17 protein-coding genes are annotated in these 16,245 nt (G+C 63.4%); 11 read left to right on the top strand and 6 right to left on the bottom strand.

The annotated features are described in order from the left end of the window. The coding region (locus EOA29_RS08890; RefSeq protein ID WP_189478851.1) for an anhydro-N-acetylmuramic acid kinase at positions 1 to 267 on the top strand (267 nt) is incomplete at its 5' end. 3 nt (positions 268 to 270) lie between these two features. Here EOA29_RS08890 and EOA29_RS08885 read toward each other — a convergent pair. Both EOA29_RS08885 and EOA29_RS08880 read right to left on the bottom strand, forming a co-directional pair. Next, entirely contained in the window at positions 271 to 693 is a 423-nt protein-coding gene (locus tag EOA29_RS08885) for a GNAT family N-acetyltransferase (protein WP_126095414.1), read from the bottom strand. Positions 694 to 808: 115 nt separating this feature from the next. Then, positions 809 to 1,996, bottom strand: a complete 1,188-nt coding sequence (locus tag EOA29_RS08880; RefSeq protein ID WP_127220778.1) for an MFS transporter — start codon at positions 1,994 to 1,996, stop codon at positions 809 to 811. A 48-nt stretch (positions 1,997 to 2,044) separates the two neighbouring features. Between EOA29_RS08880 and EOA29_RS08875 the strand changes: the two genes are divergently transcribed. After that, complete coding sequence (locus tag EOA29_RS08875; RefSeq protein ID WP_126095416.1) at positions 2,045 to 2,584, top strand: Lrp/AsnC family transcriptional regulator; 540 nt, start codon at positions 2,045 to 2,047, stop codon at positions 2,582 to 2,584. Here EOA29_RS08875 and EOA29_RS08870 read toward each other — a convergent pair. Both EOA29_RS08870 and EOA29_RS08865 read right to left on the bottom strand, forming a co-directional pair. Further along, positions 2,581 to 3,867 (bottom strand): D-tagatose-bisphosphate aldolase, class II, non-catalytic subunit, encoded by a 1,287-nt coding sequence (locus EOA29_RS08870; RefSeq protein ID WP_127220777.1) that lies wholly within the window; start codon positions 3,865 to 3,867, stop codon positions 2,581 to 2,583. The two genes, EOA29_RS08875 and EOA29_RS08870, sit on opposite strands and share 4 nt — an antisense overlap. After that, entirely contained in the window at positions 3,864 to 4,811 is a 948-nt protein-coding gene (locus EOA29_RS08865) for a sugar kinase (protein ID WP_127220776.1), read from the bottom strand. Before EOA29_RS08865 ends, EOA29_RS08870 begins: the two co-directional genes overlap by 4 nt. Before the next feature lie 231 nt (positions 4,812 to 5,042). Here EOA29_RS08865 and EOA29_RS08860 point away from each other — a divergent pair, with 231 nt between their 5' ends. Further along, positions 5,043 to 6,065, top strand: a complete 1,023-nt coding sequence (locus EOA29_RS08860) for a LacI family DNA-binding transcriptional regulator (protein ID WP_127220775.1) — start codon at positions 5,043 to 5,045, stop codon at positions 6,063 to 6,065. Positions 6,066 to 6,105: 40 nt separating this feature from the next. On the opposite strand, the gene EOA29_RS08855 is transcribed toward EOA29_RS08860, so the two are convergent. Both EOA29_RS08855 and EOA29_RS08850 read right to left on the bottom strand, forming a co-directional pair. Next, the gene (locus EOA29_RS08855) at positions 6,106 to 7,254 is read right to left on the bottom strand and encodes a Gfo/Idh/MocA family oxidoreductase (protein ID WP_127220774.1); all 1,149 of its coding nucleotides are present in this window, start codon (positions 7,252 to 7,254) and stop codon (positions 6,106 to 6,108) included. Positions 7,255 to 7,523: 269 nt separating this feature from the next. Beyond that, positions 7,524 to 8,285 (bottom strand): DeoR/GlpR family DNA-binding transcription regulator, encoded by a 762-nt coding sequence (locus tag EOA29_RS08850; RefSeq protein ID WP_127220779.1) that lies wholly within the window; start codon positions 8,283 to 8,285, stop codon positions 7,524 to 7,526. A 162-nt stretch (positions 8,286 to 8,447) separates the two neighbouring features. Between EOA29_RS08850 and EOA29_RS08845 the strand changes: the two genes are divergently transcribed. The 8 genes from EOA29_RS08845 to EOA29_RS08810 all read left to right on the top strand — a co-directional run. Beyond that, entirely contained in the window at positions 8,448 to 9,248 is an 801-nt protein-coding gene (locus EOA29_RS08845; RefSeq protein WP_127220773.1) for a class I fructose-bisphosphate aldolase, read from the top strand. 3 nt (positions 9,249 to 9,251) lie between these two features. Further along, complete coding sequence (locus EOA29_RS08840; protein ID WP_127220772.1) at positions 9,252 to 10,202, top strand: PfkB family carbohydrate kinase; 951 nt, start codon at positions 9,252 to 9,254, stop codon at positions 10,200 to 10,202. 90 nt (positions 10,203 to 10,292) lie between these two features. Next, complete coding sequence (locus EOA29_RS08835) at positions 10,293 to 11,438, top strand: ABC transporter ATP-binding protein (RefSeq protein ID WP_127220771.1); 1,146 nt, start codon at positions 10,293 to 10,295, stop codon at positions 11,436 to 11,438. Positions 11,439 to 11,549: 111 nt separating this feature from the next. After that, entirely contained in the window at positions 11,550 to 12,797 is a 1,248-nt protein-coding gene (locus EOA29_RS08830) for a sugar ABC transporter substrate-binding protein (protein WP_127220770.1), read from the top strand. Between the two features lie 138 nt (positions 12,798 to 12,935). Further along, positions 12,936 to 13,832, top strand: coding sequence for a sugar ABC transporter permease (locus EOA29_RS08825; RefSeq protein ID WP_127220769.1), 897 nt, complete (start codon positions 12,936 to 12,938; stop codon positions 13,830 to 13,832). A 5-nt stretch (positions 13,833 to 13,837) separates the two neighbouring features. Further along, complete coding sequence (locus EOA29_RS08820; protein WP_126101646.1) at positions 13,838 to 14,680, top strand: carbohydrate ABC transporter permease; 843 nt, start codon at positions 13,838 to 13,840, stop codon at positions 14,678 to 14,680. Positions 14,681 to 14,799: 119 nt separating this feature from the next. Beyond that, positions 14,800 to 15,621, top strand: coding sequence for a sugar phosphate isomerase/epimerase (locus EOA29_RS08815; RefSeq protein WP_127220768.1), 822 nt, complete (start codon positions 14,800 to 14,802; stop codon positions 15,619 to 15,621). 4 nt (positions 15,622 to 15,625) lie between these two features. Further along, on the top strand, positions 15,626 to 16,245 hold a 620-nt coding region (locus EOA29_RS08810; protein WP_145969643.1), incomplete at its 3' end, for a Gfo/Idh/MocA family oxidoreductase.

Raw genomic sequence — 16,245 nt, 5'->3', positions numbered from 1 at the left:
GGAAAGGCGCTCGACCTGTTGCCGCGCAGGCCGAAGCGGCTGGCGGTGAGCGGCGGCGGCCGCCGCAACCCGACGATGATGGCGATGCTCGGCCGCCGCGCCGGCGTCGAAGTGGTGCAAGCCGAGGCCCTTGGCTGGAAGGGCGATGCGGTGGAGGCGGAGTGCTTCGCCTTCCTGGCGGTGCGCGTGCTGCGCGGCCTGCCGATCAGCTTCCCGAGCACCACCGGCGTGCCGCAGCCGATGCAGGGCGGAAAGCTCGCAGGCTGATCGTCAGCGCAATTTCTTCTGCAGAAAGATGCGGCTGCGACCAACCGGAAAGTCGGGAAGCATGCCGAAGGGACGATAGCCCTGGCGCTCATAGACCTTGGCGGCGGTCGGGTTGAAGGTGTCGATCCAGGCACCGTGGCAACCGCGTGTAATGGCCTCCCGTTCCGCGGCGTCCAGCATGCTGGCGGCGATGCGCCGGCCGCGCATCTTTTCGTCGACCCAGAGCCATTGCACGTAGAGCCAGCCCCAGGCGGTGTAGCCGGATATGCCGGCAACGATCGCGCCGGCATCGTCGCGCACGAAGACGGCGAGTGTCTTCCGGCCCGAGGCGCCGACGTCGCTGTCATTGAAAGCAGTAAGGTTTTCACCCACAAAGGCCAGGTCCCGTGGCAAGGGCTCGGCGGTGATCTCGAGCGTCGTCTTCATTGTGGCTCCGGTCCGGTTCGGAAGCCAGCCTTAGAGCAATTCCAGGAACAGTGTGAAACGGTTTTCCGTCCGGAATTGCGTCAAACAGATAGAAGGAGCTGACGGAGACGCAAGCCTATTGCCGGGCGCCAGCCGAACGCCATGCCGCAGCCGACGCCGCCACCAGCATCAACAAGGCGGCGATCAGGGCGCAGTTGGCGAAGCCGAGGCTGGTGTAGAGCGGTCCGAAACCGGCGGTGCCGACGGTAACCGCAAGATACGTGACCGCGCTGTTCAAGCCCATGATGGTGCCGCGCCGCGAAGGGTCGAGCGCCGTCAGCCGCATGACCAGGACATTCAGCCCAAAATGATTGGCAAGACCCCAGACGGCAATCGTCGCCATCAGCAGACCGAAGCCGCCGCTCAGCATGGCCATCGCGGCATAGACGGCGGCGACCAGCAGGTAGGCGAAGGGCATGACGCGGCGGGCGCCGAGACGGTCGATGACGCCGTCGAGCAATGCGGCAGCGCCAAAGCCGAGGCCATAGGCGATCGCCGCAAGGCCGTTGGCGCTGACGGGTTCGCCGAGGTTCTTGTGCAGATGATCGCCGAGATAGCCATAGACACCGTAGAAGGCAGTCATGAAGGCGCCGCAGGCGATGAGCAACGGGACGATCCCAGGCACAGCTAGGGCGCCCAGCGGCGATGGCGCCGGGCCGATTTTCCTGACGTCGCGCAGCGAGCTCATCGTCAAGCCTGCGACGGCGGCTCCGGCGAGCAGCGCCACGGCGGCGAAGACGGCGCGCCAATGGATGAGATCGGCAAGCACGGCCGACAGCGACACGCCGGCGACCATGGAGAGCGTCCAGCCGGTCAGCACGACGCCGATCGTGCCGCTCTCGCGGCCGGGCGGCGCGATCGCCGCCGAGCTGGCGTAGATCGCCGGCATGGCGACGCCGGCGGCGATGCCGGCCACGAGCTGGGCCGCGACCAGCGCCGCCACTGTCGGCGCGAGCGCGCTGGCCACCAGCGCAAGCGCAAGCAACAGCAAAGCGCCCTGCAGCATGCGGCGCGCGCCGATCCTGTCGATGTAGCGGGCGAGGAAGAGCGCGCTGGCCGAGGTGCCGAGGCCGAAAGCGGCAGCGGCCGTCATCACCGACGGCACGCTGGCCCCGAACGACGCCGCGACGGCGGGCGCGATCGGTCCGAGAACCAGGGAGTTGGAGCCGATGACGGCGATGCAGCCGGTGAGCAGATAGGCTGCCGCCGGGATCGGCGCGCGGGGCGCCGCGGTCAGAATTGCTGATTGATCGCCGTTCGACATATCGTCATAGTGGCCGAATTTAATTCAGCATCAATGGAGAATTTCGATATGGATGCAGAAACAGATGACGTTCAGCGGAACAGGCAACCTGCTCGCGAGATCGACCCGATCGACAGAAAAATATTAGGCGTTCTCGTCGACGACGCGACCATCAGCTATGCCGAACTCGGCGATCGCGTCGGCCTGTCGCCGCCGGCCGCGCATGAACGGGTGAAGCGGCTGCGCCGCAGCGGCGCCATCCGCGCCACCTCGGCAATCATCGATCCGAAGGCGGTGAAGAAGCCGCTGCTGGCCTTCGTGCATATCGACACCAGGGGCTGGGGCAAGACGCCGGAGCTGATGGCAATTTCGGAATGCCCGGAAGTGGAAGAGATCCATTCCGTCGCCGGCGATACCTGCATGCTGCTCAAGGTGCGCACCGAGGACACGCGGGCGCTGGAAGGCCTGCTGTCGCGCATCTACGAAACGCCGGGCGTGGTCTCGACGCGCAGCTATGTGGTGCTGTCGACCTATCTCGAACGGCCCGTGCAGCCGGACATCACAGCCGAGTGGCCGACGCCGCGGCATATGGCGACGCCGGTTTACTAGGCGTTCGTGGCGTTGCGGTAGATGTCGAGGACGCGCGTGACGCTGCCGACCAGAAGCTCATGAGCGGTCGGCTTGATCCGGCCAGCGGCGATCTCGGTGTCGAGATGCGCCAGATACTGGCTGATCAGAGGGCGGGGAATCTCCCGATCGCCAAGTGCAGCCAGCAGCGCTTCGGTCGCGTGCTGCGCGTCGGGCGACGGCCAGTAGTAGCGGATGCGGTCGCTGAAGGAGAAATGCCGCTGCAGGCGCTGCCCGTCGGGTGTGCCCGGATAGTATTTCTGCCAGTTGACGGGCGAAGCCAGCATGACGCGCTCCATCGCCACCGGCAGGCTTTCGCGCGATGGATCGGGCACCAATTGGTCGGCGATGTAGCTCAGTCCGTAGAGCGCCTCGCGCAGCGCGAAAGTGAGCCACGGACCGACCTTCAGGATGGCGAAGCCGTCACGCACAAGCGCGGCGAGCGCCTCCCCTGGCTGGTAGTCGGTCGAATGCGCTTCGAAGACGAATTGCGGCACGCTCTCCAGCGACGCCACCAGCTTCGTCGCTTTCGGAGGCGCATAGGCGATGATGTCGGCATTGCCGAATTCGACGCCGGGCTGCACGACGACGCCGATGGCGCGGGAAAAGGCGGCATCGAGGCCGAGGCGGGAGAACGCCTCGCGGTGGACTTCGATGGTGCGCAGCGCGTCGGCGGGTTCGGTCACATGCATATGGTCGAGCGCTTCCAAAGCGCCGCCGGGAACCGGCACTTCGGTGCCGATGATATAGACGGGTTTTTGGCCGCCTATGCGGGCGACCGCGGCCTCGGCGACCGCCGCAAGGTCGGCAGCGCGCGCGGCGATCGTTTCATCGGCGAGCGCCACCGGATCGTCGGCGCAGGCCATGCTGGTATCGAGATGCAGCTTGGTGAAGCCGGCGCCGGCATAGGCGTCGATCATCGCCGCGGCTTTCCGCATCGCGTCGCCAGCAGGCAGATGCTTCCACGGATTGGGTCCCAGATGGTCGCCGCCAAGGATCAGCCGGTCGAACGGAAAGCCCGTGCCGGCGGCATGCGTCTCGACGAAGCTGCGGAAAGCAGCCGGCGTCATGCCGGTATAGCCGCCTTCATGGTTGACCTGATTGCAGGTCGCCTCGATCAGCACATCCGCGCCGTGCACCGCACCGTGACGGAGCGTCGCTTCGATCACCAGCGGATGCGCCGAACAGATCGAGGCGATGCCGCCCTTCCCGCCTGCCGTGCGCCGAGCGGCGATCCCGGCAAATCTTGTCGTGGCGCCGGTCATGCGCGTGATCCTGCCTGCGCGATGAAAGCTTCAACGTCCGCCAGCCGATGAATACCTTCCATCGGCCCCTTGCGGGTGACGGCGAGCGCGCCGCAGGCATTGGCGATGCGCAACGCATCGGCGGGTGCGGCGCCGCGCAGCCAGAAGGAAACGAAAGCCGCGCCGAAGCAGTCGCCGGCGCCGGTCGGGTCGACTTCCTTGACGGCAAAGCCGGGCATGACGACCGTGCCCTTGCGGTCGTGATAAGCGGCGCCCTCGGCGCCTTTCTTCAAGACGATGCAGGAGATGCCTCGTGCAAGGAGTTCGTCGACCGCGCCCCGCTCGTCACCGGTCGAGGAGAACAGGAACAACTCGTTGCCGCTGGGCAGGAAGACATCGGTCTGCGCCAGCACCTTGTCGAGCGCCTCGCGCATGCCGGAAGCCTGCATGATCTCGCGACGGATGTTGGGATCGAAGGACACGGTGCCGCCCTTGGCCTTCACCGCCGCGATCGCGGCGAGCGCGACTTCGGTGGCGCGATCGGAAAACAGCGAGGAACCCATGACATGGATATGGTCGGCGCCGACCAGAAGCCGCTTGGCCGCATCGTTCATCGCCAGCAGGCCAGCGGCGCTGTTGCGGATGTTGAAGACGAAATGCCTGGACGCGTCGCTGCGGTAGGTGACGAAGGCCGTGCCCGTGGCATGGCCTTCATGGACGGCGATCGCCGAAACGTCGGCGCCGAGCATACGCAGCCGGTCGATGTTGAGCTGGCCGAAATCATCCTTGCCGACGGCGCCGATGAGAGCGGCGGGCTGACCGAGCGCCGCCGCCTGGCCGATGAAGATGGCCGGCGCGCCGGACGGGAAAGGCCCGACCAGCGGCCCTGGCTCGAGGAAGCTCTGGCCGATCCGTTCGGCCATGATCTCGACGAGAATCTCGCCGGCTGAGACCAGCTTCTTCATCACGTCCTCCCGGCTCTCGCCGTGCACGGCGTATTCCCTGAAAAGTGGATACGGCCTGCTCTTTTCAACGTCAATTAATAAATTTACGCATGCAATAATTTCTCCCTCCGCGTTGAAACTTGCAAAGCTTCCTGTAAAGTTTCAACTTGCAGTCGCGCGCCGGTGCGCCCTATGTAGCGCCGGGGCAGCGCATGGGACCAGTGGTTGGATATCCATGTCGCGAGGGTTTGGATGCCGATGACGCACAAGACGATGGAGGATTTCGCCCGTTCCTGCGGCGTCTCCAGGCCGACACTGTCGAAATTTTTCGACGACCCGACCAGCGTCAAGCCGGCGACGCGCAAGCGCATCGAGGACGCGCTTCGCTCGTCCGACTACCAGCCGAATCTCTTCGCCCGCAATCTCAACCGCAAGCGCACCCGCAGCATCGGCATCGTCGTGCCGACGGTGACCGACCCCTTCTATTCCGAGATGGTCAGCCGCATCGAGCTCAGGCTGCGCGACGAGGGCTACTGGCCGATCGTCATCTCCTCGCATGGATCGAGCGAACTCGAGGCCGAGGCGACGCGGACCATCCTGTCGCTGAAAGTCTCCGGCGCGCTCGTCGCCCCGCTTGGCCGGCGCTCGGACCCGAAGGCGATCGAGAAGCTGATGCAGGCGATCCCGATCGTCTATTTCGACACCTATCTCGAAGGCGACACGCCTTTCGTCGGCAACAACAACGTGCAGAGCGTGTCGACAATCGTCGATTATCTTTGCCGCTCGGGCGACGCCCCGGTCTATTTCGACATCCCCCATGTCAACCACAATTCGCGCGAGCGGGTGGAGAACTACATCGATGCCATGCGCCGGCTCGGACAGGAACCCGTTGTGTTCGGCAACATCGAGGACTACACATGGGACTTTGAACGGATCGGCTATGAGCAGACGGAGAAGCTGCTCGACAATGGCAGCCTGCCGGGCAAGACAATCCTCTGCGCCAATGACCGTCTCGCCTTCGGCGTGATGGCGGCCGCCTACTCCAAAGGGCTGAAGGTGGGCCGCAAGGCGGATTGCGACCTGCGCGTCGCAGCCCACGACGACCATCCGCTCAGCCGTTACACCTGCCCGGCGCTCACCACCATGGCGCAGGATTTCGCCGCCATGGCCGGCCGCAGCGTCGAGACGCTGCTTACCCTGCTCGACGAGGACGGCACGACCGTCGCGCCGAAGGTCAACCTCGACGCGACGCTGGTGATGCGCCAGTCGGCCTGAAGACTGCCAAAAGCCCATCGGATTCCGCTCGACGAGTGCCTCAGGCAAGCAGTCTCGCCGCTTCGTCCTCGCTAAGCAGCGGCGGCTGGTCGACGGTGCCGACGACCGCGGCGGAATTTTGGCTCTCACCCGAAGCGAGGATCGCTTCCATGATCTCCAGCACATGCAGTGCAAGCTCGCCGGACGCGCGCGGTCTCCTGCCTTCCGACAGCGACCGCGCGAGGTCGGCGACGCCGAGCATGCGGTAGTTGGCGCGGTCGGGCGCGGCATAGGGCCAGTTGCGCGCGCCATAGAGTTCACTCTCGCTCGCGAAATCCCTCCAATCTGCGCCGCGCGCCGAAAGCGAGACGGTGCCGCCAAACGTGTCGGGGTCGGGCAGCCTGAGCGAGCCTTCCGTGCCGTGCAGTTCGATCGGATGATTGGAATGCCTGAAGACGTCCCAGGAGGCGCCGAAGGTGACAGTGGCGCCGGAGCGGAATTCGAGCAGCGACAGAATGTTGGTCGGCGTGCCGACCCTGAAGCTGGTGTTCTTGTAAGGGCCGTCAGCGGTGATCAGGCGCTCCTCTTGGCCGCGCGTCGCCATCGCCATGACATGGGCAACCGGACCGAGCAGGTTGACCAGCATCGTCAGATAATAAGGCCCCATGTCGAAGACGGGACCGCCGCCCGGCTGGTAATAGAATTGCGGGTTGGGATGCCAGTGCTCCATGCCGCGCCCCATCATGAAGGCGGTGCCGGTCACGGCGCGGCCGATGGCGCCCTCGTCCATCAGGCGGCGCGCCCGGCGTCCGGCAGCGCCAAGGAAAGTGTCGGGCGCCGAGCCCAGAGCAAGCCCGCGCTTCGCCGCCTCGGCGACCAGGCGGCGCCCGTCGCTGGCAGACGTCGCCAACGGCTTTTCGGTGAAGACATGTTTTCCGGCCGAAAGCGCCGAAAACGAGATGTCGAAATGCGCCGAAGGAATTGTGAGGTTGAGGACGAGATCGACCTGCGGGTCGGCCAGCAGCGCATCGACGCCGAGCGCGCGGATGCCATATTCCTTGGCGCGCAAGGTGGCCATGTCGGCGGAAATATCGGCACAAGCACGCAGTTCCACACCGGTGAAAAGTGCCGCATTGCGCAGATAGGTCATTGAGATGTTACCGCACCCGATAACACCGATGCCGAGCTTCGCCACTGATTTTGCTTGCATTTTCCTTCCGACCTCCCAATGCGGCAGCGACCGAGACAGCCCGTCGCGATGGCGGCGGACAATTTTCGTGACTCGCTATAGCGCATTTTAAATCTTGACGCGCGTAAAATTTTTATAGAGCATGTGAGAACGCTGGCGCAGCATCGGAGGCCGCCAGCCCTTCGGGAGGAGAAAATGACGGACATGAAAAAACGGCCGACGGCCGGCACCAAGCCCATGGGTCATGCGCGCATTGGATCCTTTCGTCGCGGCCGAGGACCGCGACGGGTTCAGGCATAGATCACCTTGGCCCCGATCCTCTCAAGCTGGCTGCGTATCGGACCGGGCAGGCCATCGTCGGTGATCACCACATCGACGGCCGACAGCGAAAATGCCTTGGAGGTCCCGCTGACGCCCCATTTGCTCGAATCCGCAAGCAGGACGACGCGCCGGGCCATGCGAACGAGGTTTCGCTTCGTTCGCGCCATGTCTTCGTTCACGTCGACCACATCCAGTGACGAGTCTATCGCATGCGCTCCAACAAAGACCTGATGCGCCACCAAGCCGCCGAGAGCAGTGTCAGCATCGGTGATCAGCGTGCTCACCGTGTCGGGATAGACCCGGCCGCCGATCATGTGAACGTCGAGTCCGGGACGATGCATCAGATGCTGCACGATATTCATGGCCGTGGCGGCGACCACGACGTTGCTGAGCGGCGGTAACTGCATGGCAACCTGCATCAATGTCGAGCCGCCGTCGAAGATGACCGATTGGTTGTCCTCGAACAGGTCTACCGCCGCCCGGGCGATGCGCATCTTTGCATCGAGGTTGGTTTGCATCCGCCGGGCGAACGCGGCCGTGGTTGAATCGGTGGTCCGGGTCACCGCCCCTCCACGGGTCTTGGTCAGCAGTCCCTTGCGGTCCAGTATCTCGAGGTCGGAGCGTACCGTGACCTCGGACACGCCAAAACCGTCTGACAGGTCCTTCGTGCGAACCTGTCCGCTGCGTTGCACCTCGCTCAGGATCGATTGGCGTCTCTGCTCCGACAACATTGCCCTGCCCATGCCTCCCTGCGCCAAGCAACCGCTCCGGCCTCGGCTCACCTTACCAAAAATATGCGAATTCGAAAGATTTCGAAAGATTGCATTTCTCATTTCTTTCGCAAACACTGAGTTCAGGATTTCGAAATCAAACGATTGGGGAATTTTGCACTCATGAGCCTGGGAACCAAGGTGCGTCTTGCGCGCCTCTTCTCGCATCCATCGGGGAACCTTTTTGGCGGCGCGGTCGACCACTTTGTCGGCTATGGCGACGTGCGCAAAGGCGGTCTTGCCGACCTGCCGGGCGCGCTCGCCCGCGTCATGGCGGGCAAACCCGACTATGTCAGCATCCAGCCTGGCACCGCCCGCCATCTGTGGCCGCAATACGCGGGCAAGGCTTCGCTGGTGATCCAGGCTGGCTGCTTCACCCCGGACGATCGCATCAGTGAGTTGATTGCAACGCCCGAGGATGCGGTGCGCGCTGGGGCCGATGCGTTGGCCGTGGCCATTCCGGTGCGTGGCGCGACCGAGGGCAAGTACATACGCTGGCTGACCGATTCGGTGAACGCGGCGGCCCGCTACGGCATGCCGGTGGTGGCGCATATCTACCCTCGCGATTTCACCGACGGGGCGAAAATCGTCTTCACCCCCGACGAGATCGCCTATGCGGCGCGCATCGGCTACGAGTCCGGCGTCGACGTGATCAAGATCGGCTACACGGGCGATTTCGAGTCGTTCCGGGAGACCGTCCGGACCTGCCCGGTGCCGGTTGTGATCGCGGGTGGTCCGAAGACCGATACGCTGCTCGGCGCCCTCCAGCAGACGGCGGACGCCATCCGTGCCGGCGCGCGCGGTGCCGTGGTGGGCCGCAATCTCTGGGGGCATGGCGATCCGCAGAAGGCAGCGCTTGCCTTTCGGGGCGTCATCCATGACGGGCTTTCGGCGCAGGACGCCCTGACGAAGGCGGGGGCCTGACCGATGCCCACCGTCCCCTCAATCCTCGGCTTCGGCGCTATCGCGATCGACGACATCGTCTATGTCGATCAGCCGTTGTCGGCGGGCAAGGGGAAGGTTCTGCGAAGTGTCCGAGCCTTCGGGGGAAATGTCGCGACGGCCCTTGCCGCCGTCGCTCGGCTCGGCGGGACCGCCGGGTTCGTCGGATGGCTAAGCAGTGCCGCGGACGACGCCGTGCTGTGCGATCTCGTTGCGAGCGGCGTTGAAACCGCATTCGCGCCGCGCCACCCGCAGGCACGCCCGGTGCGCTCGCGGATCACCGTCGGCTCGGATGGGGAGCGGTTCATCGCGTATGACGACGACGCGATGCTGGGCACCGCGCCGGACTTTCCGGACGAGGTCCTCAGCCGCGCGACCGTCCTGATCGTCGATAGTTACGCGATCCGGTCGTTGGATGTCGTGGCTCGGGCCCGCGATCTCGGCCTTGCGATCCTCGGCGATGTCGAATGGAGCGGCGGGCCAGCCACCGAGAGGCTGATCGCGCTCTGCGACCATCTCATTCTTCCCCTCGGCTTCGCGCGGACTGCCACGGGCCGCCGAACGCCCGCCGAGATGCTCGATGCATTGTGGTTGCCCTCGCGGTCCGCCGTGGTTCTGACCGATGGCGGCAGGGGCGTCTACTATCGCGGACGCGACGAGACAGGGCTCTGGCACCTGCCTCCACACCGGGTTGCCGTCGTCGACTCGACCGGCGCCGGCGACTGCTTTCATGGCGCCTATGCCCATGCATTGACGCGCGGAGCCGACACCGCAGGCCGGGTCGCATTCGCGGCCGCGGCGGCGGCCCTTTCGATAACGGGGCGTGGCGGGCGCGAGGCGCTTCCGACCGGCGACCAGGTCACGGAACTCGTGGCATCGACGGGCGCTCCGTCAGCAGTCGAACTGAATTATGCGCAGCTCGATACTGGAACATAGCCTGAAACTATCCGAGGAAATATTTCACAGGTGAACACAAGCCGAGGATAAATATAAAAATCAGTGGCTTAGACTTGTGGAGGGAGGAAGATGGCAGAAGTCATTCTTGAGAATATCTGCAAGACCTACGGGAACAATTTTCACGCAATCGACCAATTGAACCTGTCGGTCGAGGACGGTGAGTTTTTGATTCTCGTCGGGCCGTCCGGCTGCGGCAAATCCACCGCGTTGCGAATGATCGCGGGATTGGAGGACATCACCAGCGGCAGCCTTCGGATCGGCGGTACCGACGTCGTCGACATGCCGCCCAAGGACCGCGACATCGCGATGGTCTTCCAGAGCTACGCGCTCTATCCGCATATGACGGTGTTCGAAAACATCGCCTTTTCGATGCGGCTGGCAGGCAAGCCGAAGGCCGAGCGCAAGAAGCGCGTGGACGAGATCGCCAAGACCCTTCAGCTGACGTCTCTGCTGGACAGCAAACCCGCGAACCTTTCAGGCGGACAGCGTCAACGGGTGGCCATGGGCCGCGCCATGGTGCGCGAGCCGGCCGCCTTTCTGATGGACGAGCCCCTTTCCAATCTGGACGCGAAACTGCGCGTGCAGATGCGCGCCGAAATCACCAGCCTGCAAAAGCAGCTCGGCGTCACGACCATATACGTGACCCACGACCAGACCGAAGCGATGACGATGGGCGACAGGGTCGCGGTGTTGAAGGGTGGCGTGCTGCAGCAGGTCGACACACCCAAGAGGCTCTATGAATCGCCGGTGAACGCCTTCGTTGCCGGCTTCATCGGGTCTCCTTCGATGAACCTTTTCGAGGCGATCCTGACAGGCGACGAGCTGACGTCCGGCACCTTAGCCATCCGGCTGCAGGATGCAGCCTTCGTGCGCAGGCCGGGCTTGAGGTCGTATACGGGGCGCAAGGTCGTGTTCGGGATCCGACCGGAGGATCTCTATGACAGCAGTCTGGAATCCGGCCGCAAGTATCAGACGATACCGGCAAAGGTGACCTCGATCGAAGAACTCGGATCCGAACATATCGTCCATCTGAACATCGACGCGGTCCGGGTGGATTCCGGCGACCCGGACGCGGTGCAGGATTTCGGCCTGGCGTCGAATTCGGTGGCGAAATTCGAACCGGTCAGCGCAGTCCGCGCCGGCTCGGAAATCCGGTTGGCCCTGGATGATACCAAGCTGCATTTCTTCGATCCCGAGACGCATCTGGCGATCTGAAGATCTGCGGCAAAGCCCGTAGGCGAGAGCGAGGCGCCTGCGAATGAAGGCTTCTGAATAAACCAGACGATCGTCCGCATTGTGCGGCCGATCCTAAATAAGGAGGAGAAAATGACGTTTCGGATACGACCCGCGATGCTGAAAATAGCCGCGGCCGCATGGTTGCTTGGCGCAACCGGCGCCATGGCGGACACGACGCTGGAATTCACCCAGTGGTGGGAGCCAGAGCTGCCCGCAGGGTCCTTGCGGAAAATCATGGATGATTTCGAGGCTGCGAACCCCGGTATCAAGGTGACGCTGGTCAGCGGCCCGTACGCGACCACGCGAGACCAGATCTCGGTTGGCGCTGCAACCGGAACGCTCAGCGACGTCGTCGGTCTCGACGGCGCCTGGGTGAACAATCTGAACGCGCAGAATGCGCTGGCCGACATGAACCCGATGATGGATGCGAGCGGCTTCGACAAAGCCCAAGTCGCGGATATCATCAAGGTTGACGGCAAAGCGGTGATGTTCCCCGTGGCTTCGTTCGTCTATCCGGTCTTCGTGAATTTGGACCTCGCCGCCCAGGCGGGCGTCACCAAGCTGCCGTCGACCCGCGCTGAGTTCCTCGAAGCCGCCAAGAAGATGACCCATGCCGACAAGAACCAGTATGGCTGGGTGCTGCCGCTGTCGTTGCAAACGCCATCCGGTGTCCAGAACGACATGATGTCGTGGGTCTGGGCGTCGGGTCAATCGATGATGGCGGACGGCAAGCCCGCCCTCGAGGGCAAACCCGTGGTGGATATGCTCACCTTCGTCAAATCGCTCAACGACGCCGGCACCATCTCGCCCGGCATCGCCACCAAGACCGAACAGGAAAAGGTCGAGGAATTCGTCAACGACCGGGTCGGGATGATGATCGACTCGCTCGCGCATGTGAACCTCATCCGCAAACGCAATCCCAAGCTGAACTTCGACCTCATCCCGGTCCCGGTCGTGGAGAACTACAACGGCAAGCGCGGCCTTCCCTATGCCTCGTGGGGCATCGGCATCTCCGCGGGCTCGAAACATCAGGAAGAGGCCTGGAAACTCGTCCAATATCTGATGAGCGAGAAGGTGAACGCCAAGCTCGTGTCGCTTGCAAACGCCTTCCCGGGCAACGTCAACGCCAAGCCCGATTTCGTGACATCGGACAAGGCTTTCGGCAAGGCTTTCGATATCTTCAAGACCGGTTATCTCGCCAACGAGTTCACGGGCCTGCCGGTGGCTGAAGACCTGATGACCCAGTTCGACGTGGAAGCCCAGAAGATGCTCACCGGCGGGCAATCTCCGGAACAGGCGGCCGCTGCCGCCCAGAAGGGCTGGATGGCGAAATTCTGATCGGCCTGTTCCCCGTTTGCTATCTTCGACCGGGTGGCCTGACTTCGGGCAGGCCACCCGGCAACAATGATCGGCAATTTGAGATGGCCCTGTTTCCGAAGCTTACCTTCTCTTGAAGGCGTATCCCAAGGTTGGCATATGACCCGGCAAAAGCGCTCCCACCACAAGCTGAAACGAGCGATCGCACCGTACCTCTATTTGTCGCCCTCGCTGCTCATTATCGGCCTTCTGATGCTCCTGCCGATGGTGACCGTGATAGGCTATTCCGTCCAGAACAGCGCGGTGCTGCGTCGTGACCCATCCTTTGCCGGACTGAAACACTACCAGGCGATCTTCGACGATCCGGTGTTCTGGGCCTCGCTGTGGCACACGCTCTACTTCACAGGCATGAGTGTCGTTTTCCACATGACCATCGGCATGGTCTTCGCGCTCATGCTGAACAGCGACCGCATCAATCCGAGGCTGCGCAGTATCCTGCGTGTGCTCTACATACTGCCCTGGCTGTTCACCGCGGTGATCATCGCGGTGATGTGGCGCCTGCTGCTTGAGCCGAACGGTGTCGTGAACAGCATTCTCATGCAGATGGGCATCATCGGTTCCAAGGTCGAGTGGTTCTCCTCGCCCGAGACCGCGCTGCACGCCGTCACCTTCGCCAATATCTGGGCGGGCTACCCGCTTTTCATGGTCAGCCTGCTCGCAGGCCTGCAGGGCATTCCCAAGGATTTCTACGAGGCCGCCGATATCGACGGGGCGAAGGCCTACCAGAAGCTGATCTTCATCACCATCCCGCAGCTGATGCCGATCATCATCAGCATCTCGCTGCTCGACTTCATCTGGACCATGCAGGTCTTCCCGTTGATCTGGATAACGACGGGCGGCGGCCCGATCTACTCGACCGAGGTGCTGAGCACCTACACCTACAAGCTGGCGTTTTCGAGCTACAACCTGTCGCAGGCGTCGGCGAGCGCCGTGGTCATCTTGTTGATCTCGCTCGGCCTTACGCTGTTCTACATCCGTTATCAAAAGGCTCGGTAGTCACCATGAGGAAAAGGCACACGCCGAAAGACAGGCTGATCACCGTCGCGCTCCATGCAGCGCTTGCAGCGGGGCTCTTTTTTGCGGCCTTCCCGATTTACTGGATGCTGAGCAGCTCGTTCAAATCGAATACCGAAATCTTTGCCCTGCCGCCAACCATCCTGCCGAAGGCCTTCACGCTCGAGGCGTATGCAGCCATCCTTGGCGATCCGGTAAAGCTGCGCTTCTTCTTCAACAGCTACTTCGTGGCCGGAGCGGTGACCGTGCTGACGGTGCTGATCGCGTTGCTGGCAGCCTATGGGTTCAGCCGCTTCAACTTCCGCGGCAAGGGCAGCCTGAACACACTCATCATCAGCACGCAGACGATTCCGCCGATCACGCTTCTGATCCCCTTCTTCGGACTTGTCGTCTCCTACGGCATCTTCGACACCTACGTCGCGCTGATCCTGACCTACCTGGTGTTTACGCTGCCCTACGCGATCCTGCTGATGACGGGATATCTGAACACCTTGCCCCGCGATCTCGATGAAGCGGTGGCAGTCGACGGCGGCACCAGTTGGACAGCGCTTTGGCGGGTGATCGTGCCGATTTCACTGCCTGGTATCGTGGCGACGTCGGTCTACACCTTCCTGTTGTGCTGGAACGAATTTCTCTTCGCGCTGACGCTGACGAAGTCAACGTCCATGCGAACCGTCCCGATCGGCATCCAGCTGTTGATGGGGCAGCACGCCTTCGAATGGAACCAGATGATGGCGATGAGCGTGCTCGGCTCGCTACCGCTCCTGCTCATCTACCTCGTTGCCCAGAGGTTCTTCCTCGCCGGCATGACAGCAGGCTCGGTCAAGTAGGATGTCCAGCCCACGCAGAACCGATGGAGCAGGCCCCCGCGCATCGCCATCGATGATTGGACCTATCTGCTGGCAGGCGATATCGCCGCGGCCTCAGGGTGGCATCAAGGAATGAAAGGATGAACGTGAAAGACCTCAAAGTTGGCTGCCAGACCTTCACCTGGGAAATGCTGGGAGACCGCTTCACCGGCGGCCCCGACGATCTCCTCAAGGCGATCGCCGATGGCGGCTATGCCGGCATCGAGATCACCGACACGATGATCGGCCGCTATGCCGGCAAGCCGGCCGAGTTTGCGACCGCGCTGAAGGCGTCCGGGCTGACGCTCGTCTCCTTCGCCTTCGGCTCGAAGAGCGGCTTCACGCTCAAGAACGAGATCGGCGCCGACCTCGAGACCGCCAAACGCTGGATCGACTTCGCCGCCGCCTTTCCGGGCGCGCTGGTGTCGATGGGCTCTGCGACCGTCGTCTCCGACGGCCCGCGCGACGGCAAGTTCGCCATTGCCGCCGAGATCTACAACAAGGCCGGCGAGCTCGGCCGCAAGGCCGGCGTCCAGGTCGCGGTACATCCGAGCTCACACCACAACACGCTGCTCTTCGACCGCGCCGACTATGACCGGATCTTCGGGCTGATCGACGCCTCGCTGGTCGGCTGGGTGCCGGACACCGGACACATCCTGCGCGGCCGTCAGGACATGGCCGACACGCTCACCACCTATCGCGACCGCATCCGCTACGTGCATCTGAAGGACGTCGATGCGGCCGGCACCTGGGCGATGCTCGGCAAAGGCGTCTGCGACACGGCGAAGGTGATCGAGATTGCCAGCGCCGCACCCAACTTCAACGGCTGGCTGGTGCTCGAAGAGGAGTCCGAGACGGCAGCAGCCGACCCGGCCATAGCGGTCAAGACCAACCGCCAGACCATGCGCGGCTACGGGGCGTAGGACGATGATCCGCAAACAAGACCGTCGCCTTCGTGTGGGTGTGCTCGGCTGCGGGCCGATCGCGCAGTTCGCGCATCTGGAATCCTGCGCGAAGGCGAGCAATGCCGACCTCTACGCGATCTGCGACGCGGCACCCGATTTGCTGGCGCGCATGGGCGCCACCTATGAGCCCGAAAAAATGTACGGCGACTATGACGAGATGCTCGCTGACCCCCAACTCGAGGCAGTGATCGTCGCCACTTCGGACACCTATCACGTGCCGATGTCGATCAAGGCGCTGGAAGCCGGCAAGCATGTGCTGTGTGAAAAGCCGATCGGCGTCTCGGTCGAGGAAGGCGAGAAGCTCGCCGGGGCGGTCAAGCGCTCGGGCAAGGTGCTGCAGGTCGGGCACATGAAGCGCTTCGACCCGGCGCTGGAAGCGGCGCGCGATTTCGTCCGCGACGAGATGGGCGAGATCCTGGCGCTGAAAGCCTGGTATTGCGATTCCACCCATCGCTACACCAACACCAACGCCGTGCAGCCGCTGCCGATCACCAGCAAGCTGGCGAGGAAGCCATCCGGCAATCCAAAGGCGGACTTGAGGCAGTATTTCATGCTGGCGCATGGCTCGCATCTGGTCGACAC

Source organism: Mesorhizobium sp. M1E.F.Ca.ET.063.01.1.1 (assembly GCF_003998155.1).
Taxonomy (GTDB): Bacteria; Pseudomonadota; Alphaproteobacteria; order Rhizobiales; family Rhizobiaceae; genus Mesorhizobium.
The sequence above is the reverse complement of the archived record's forward strand: the minus strand, read 5'-3'. Positions and strand labels throughout refer to the sequence as shown.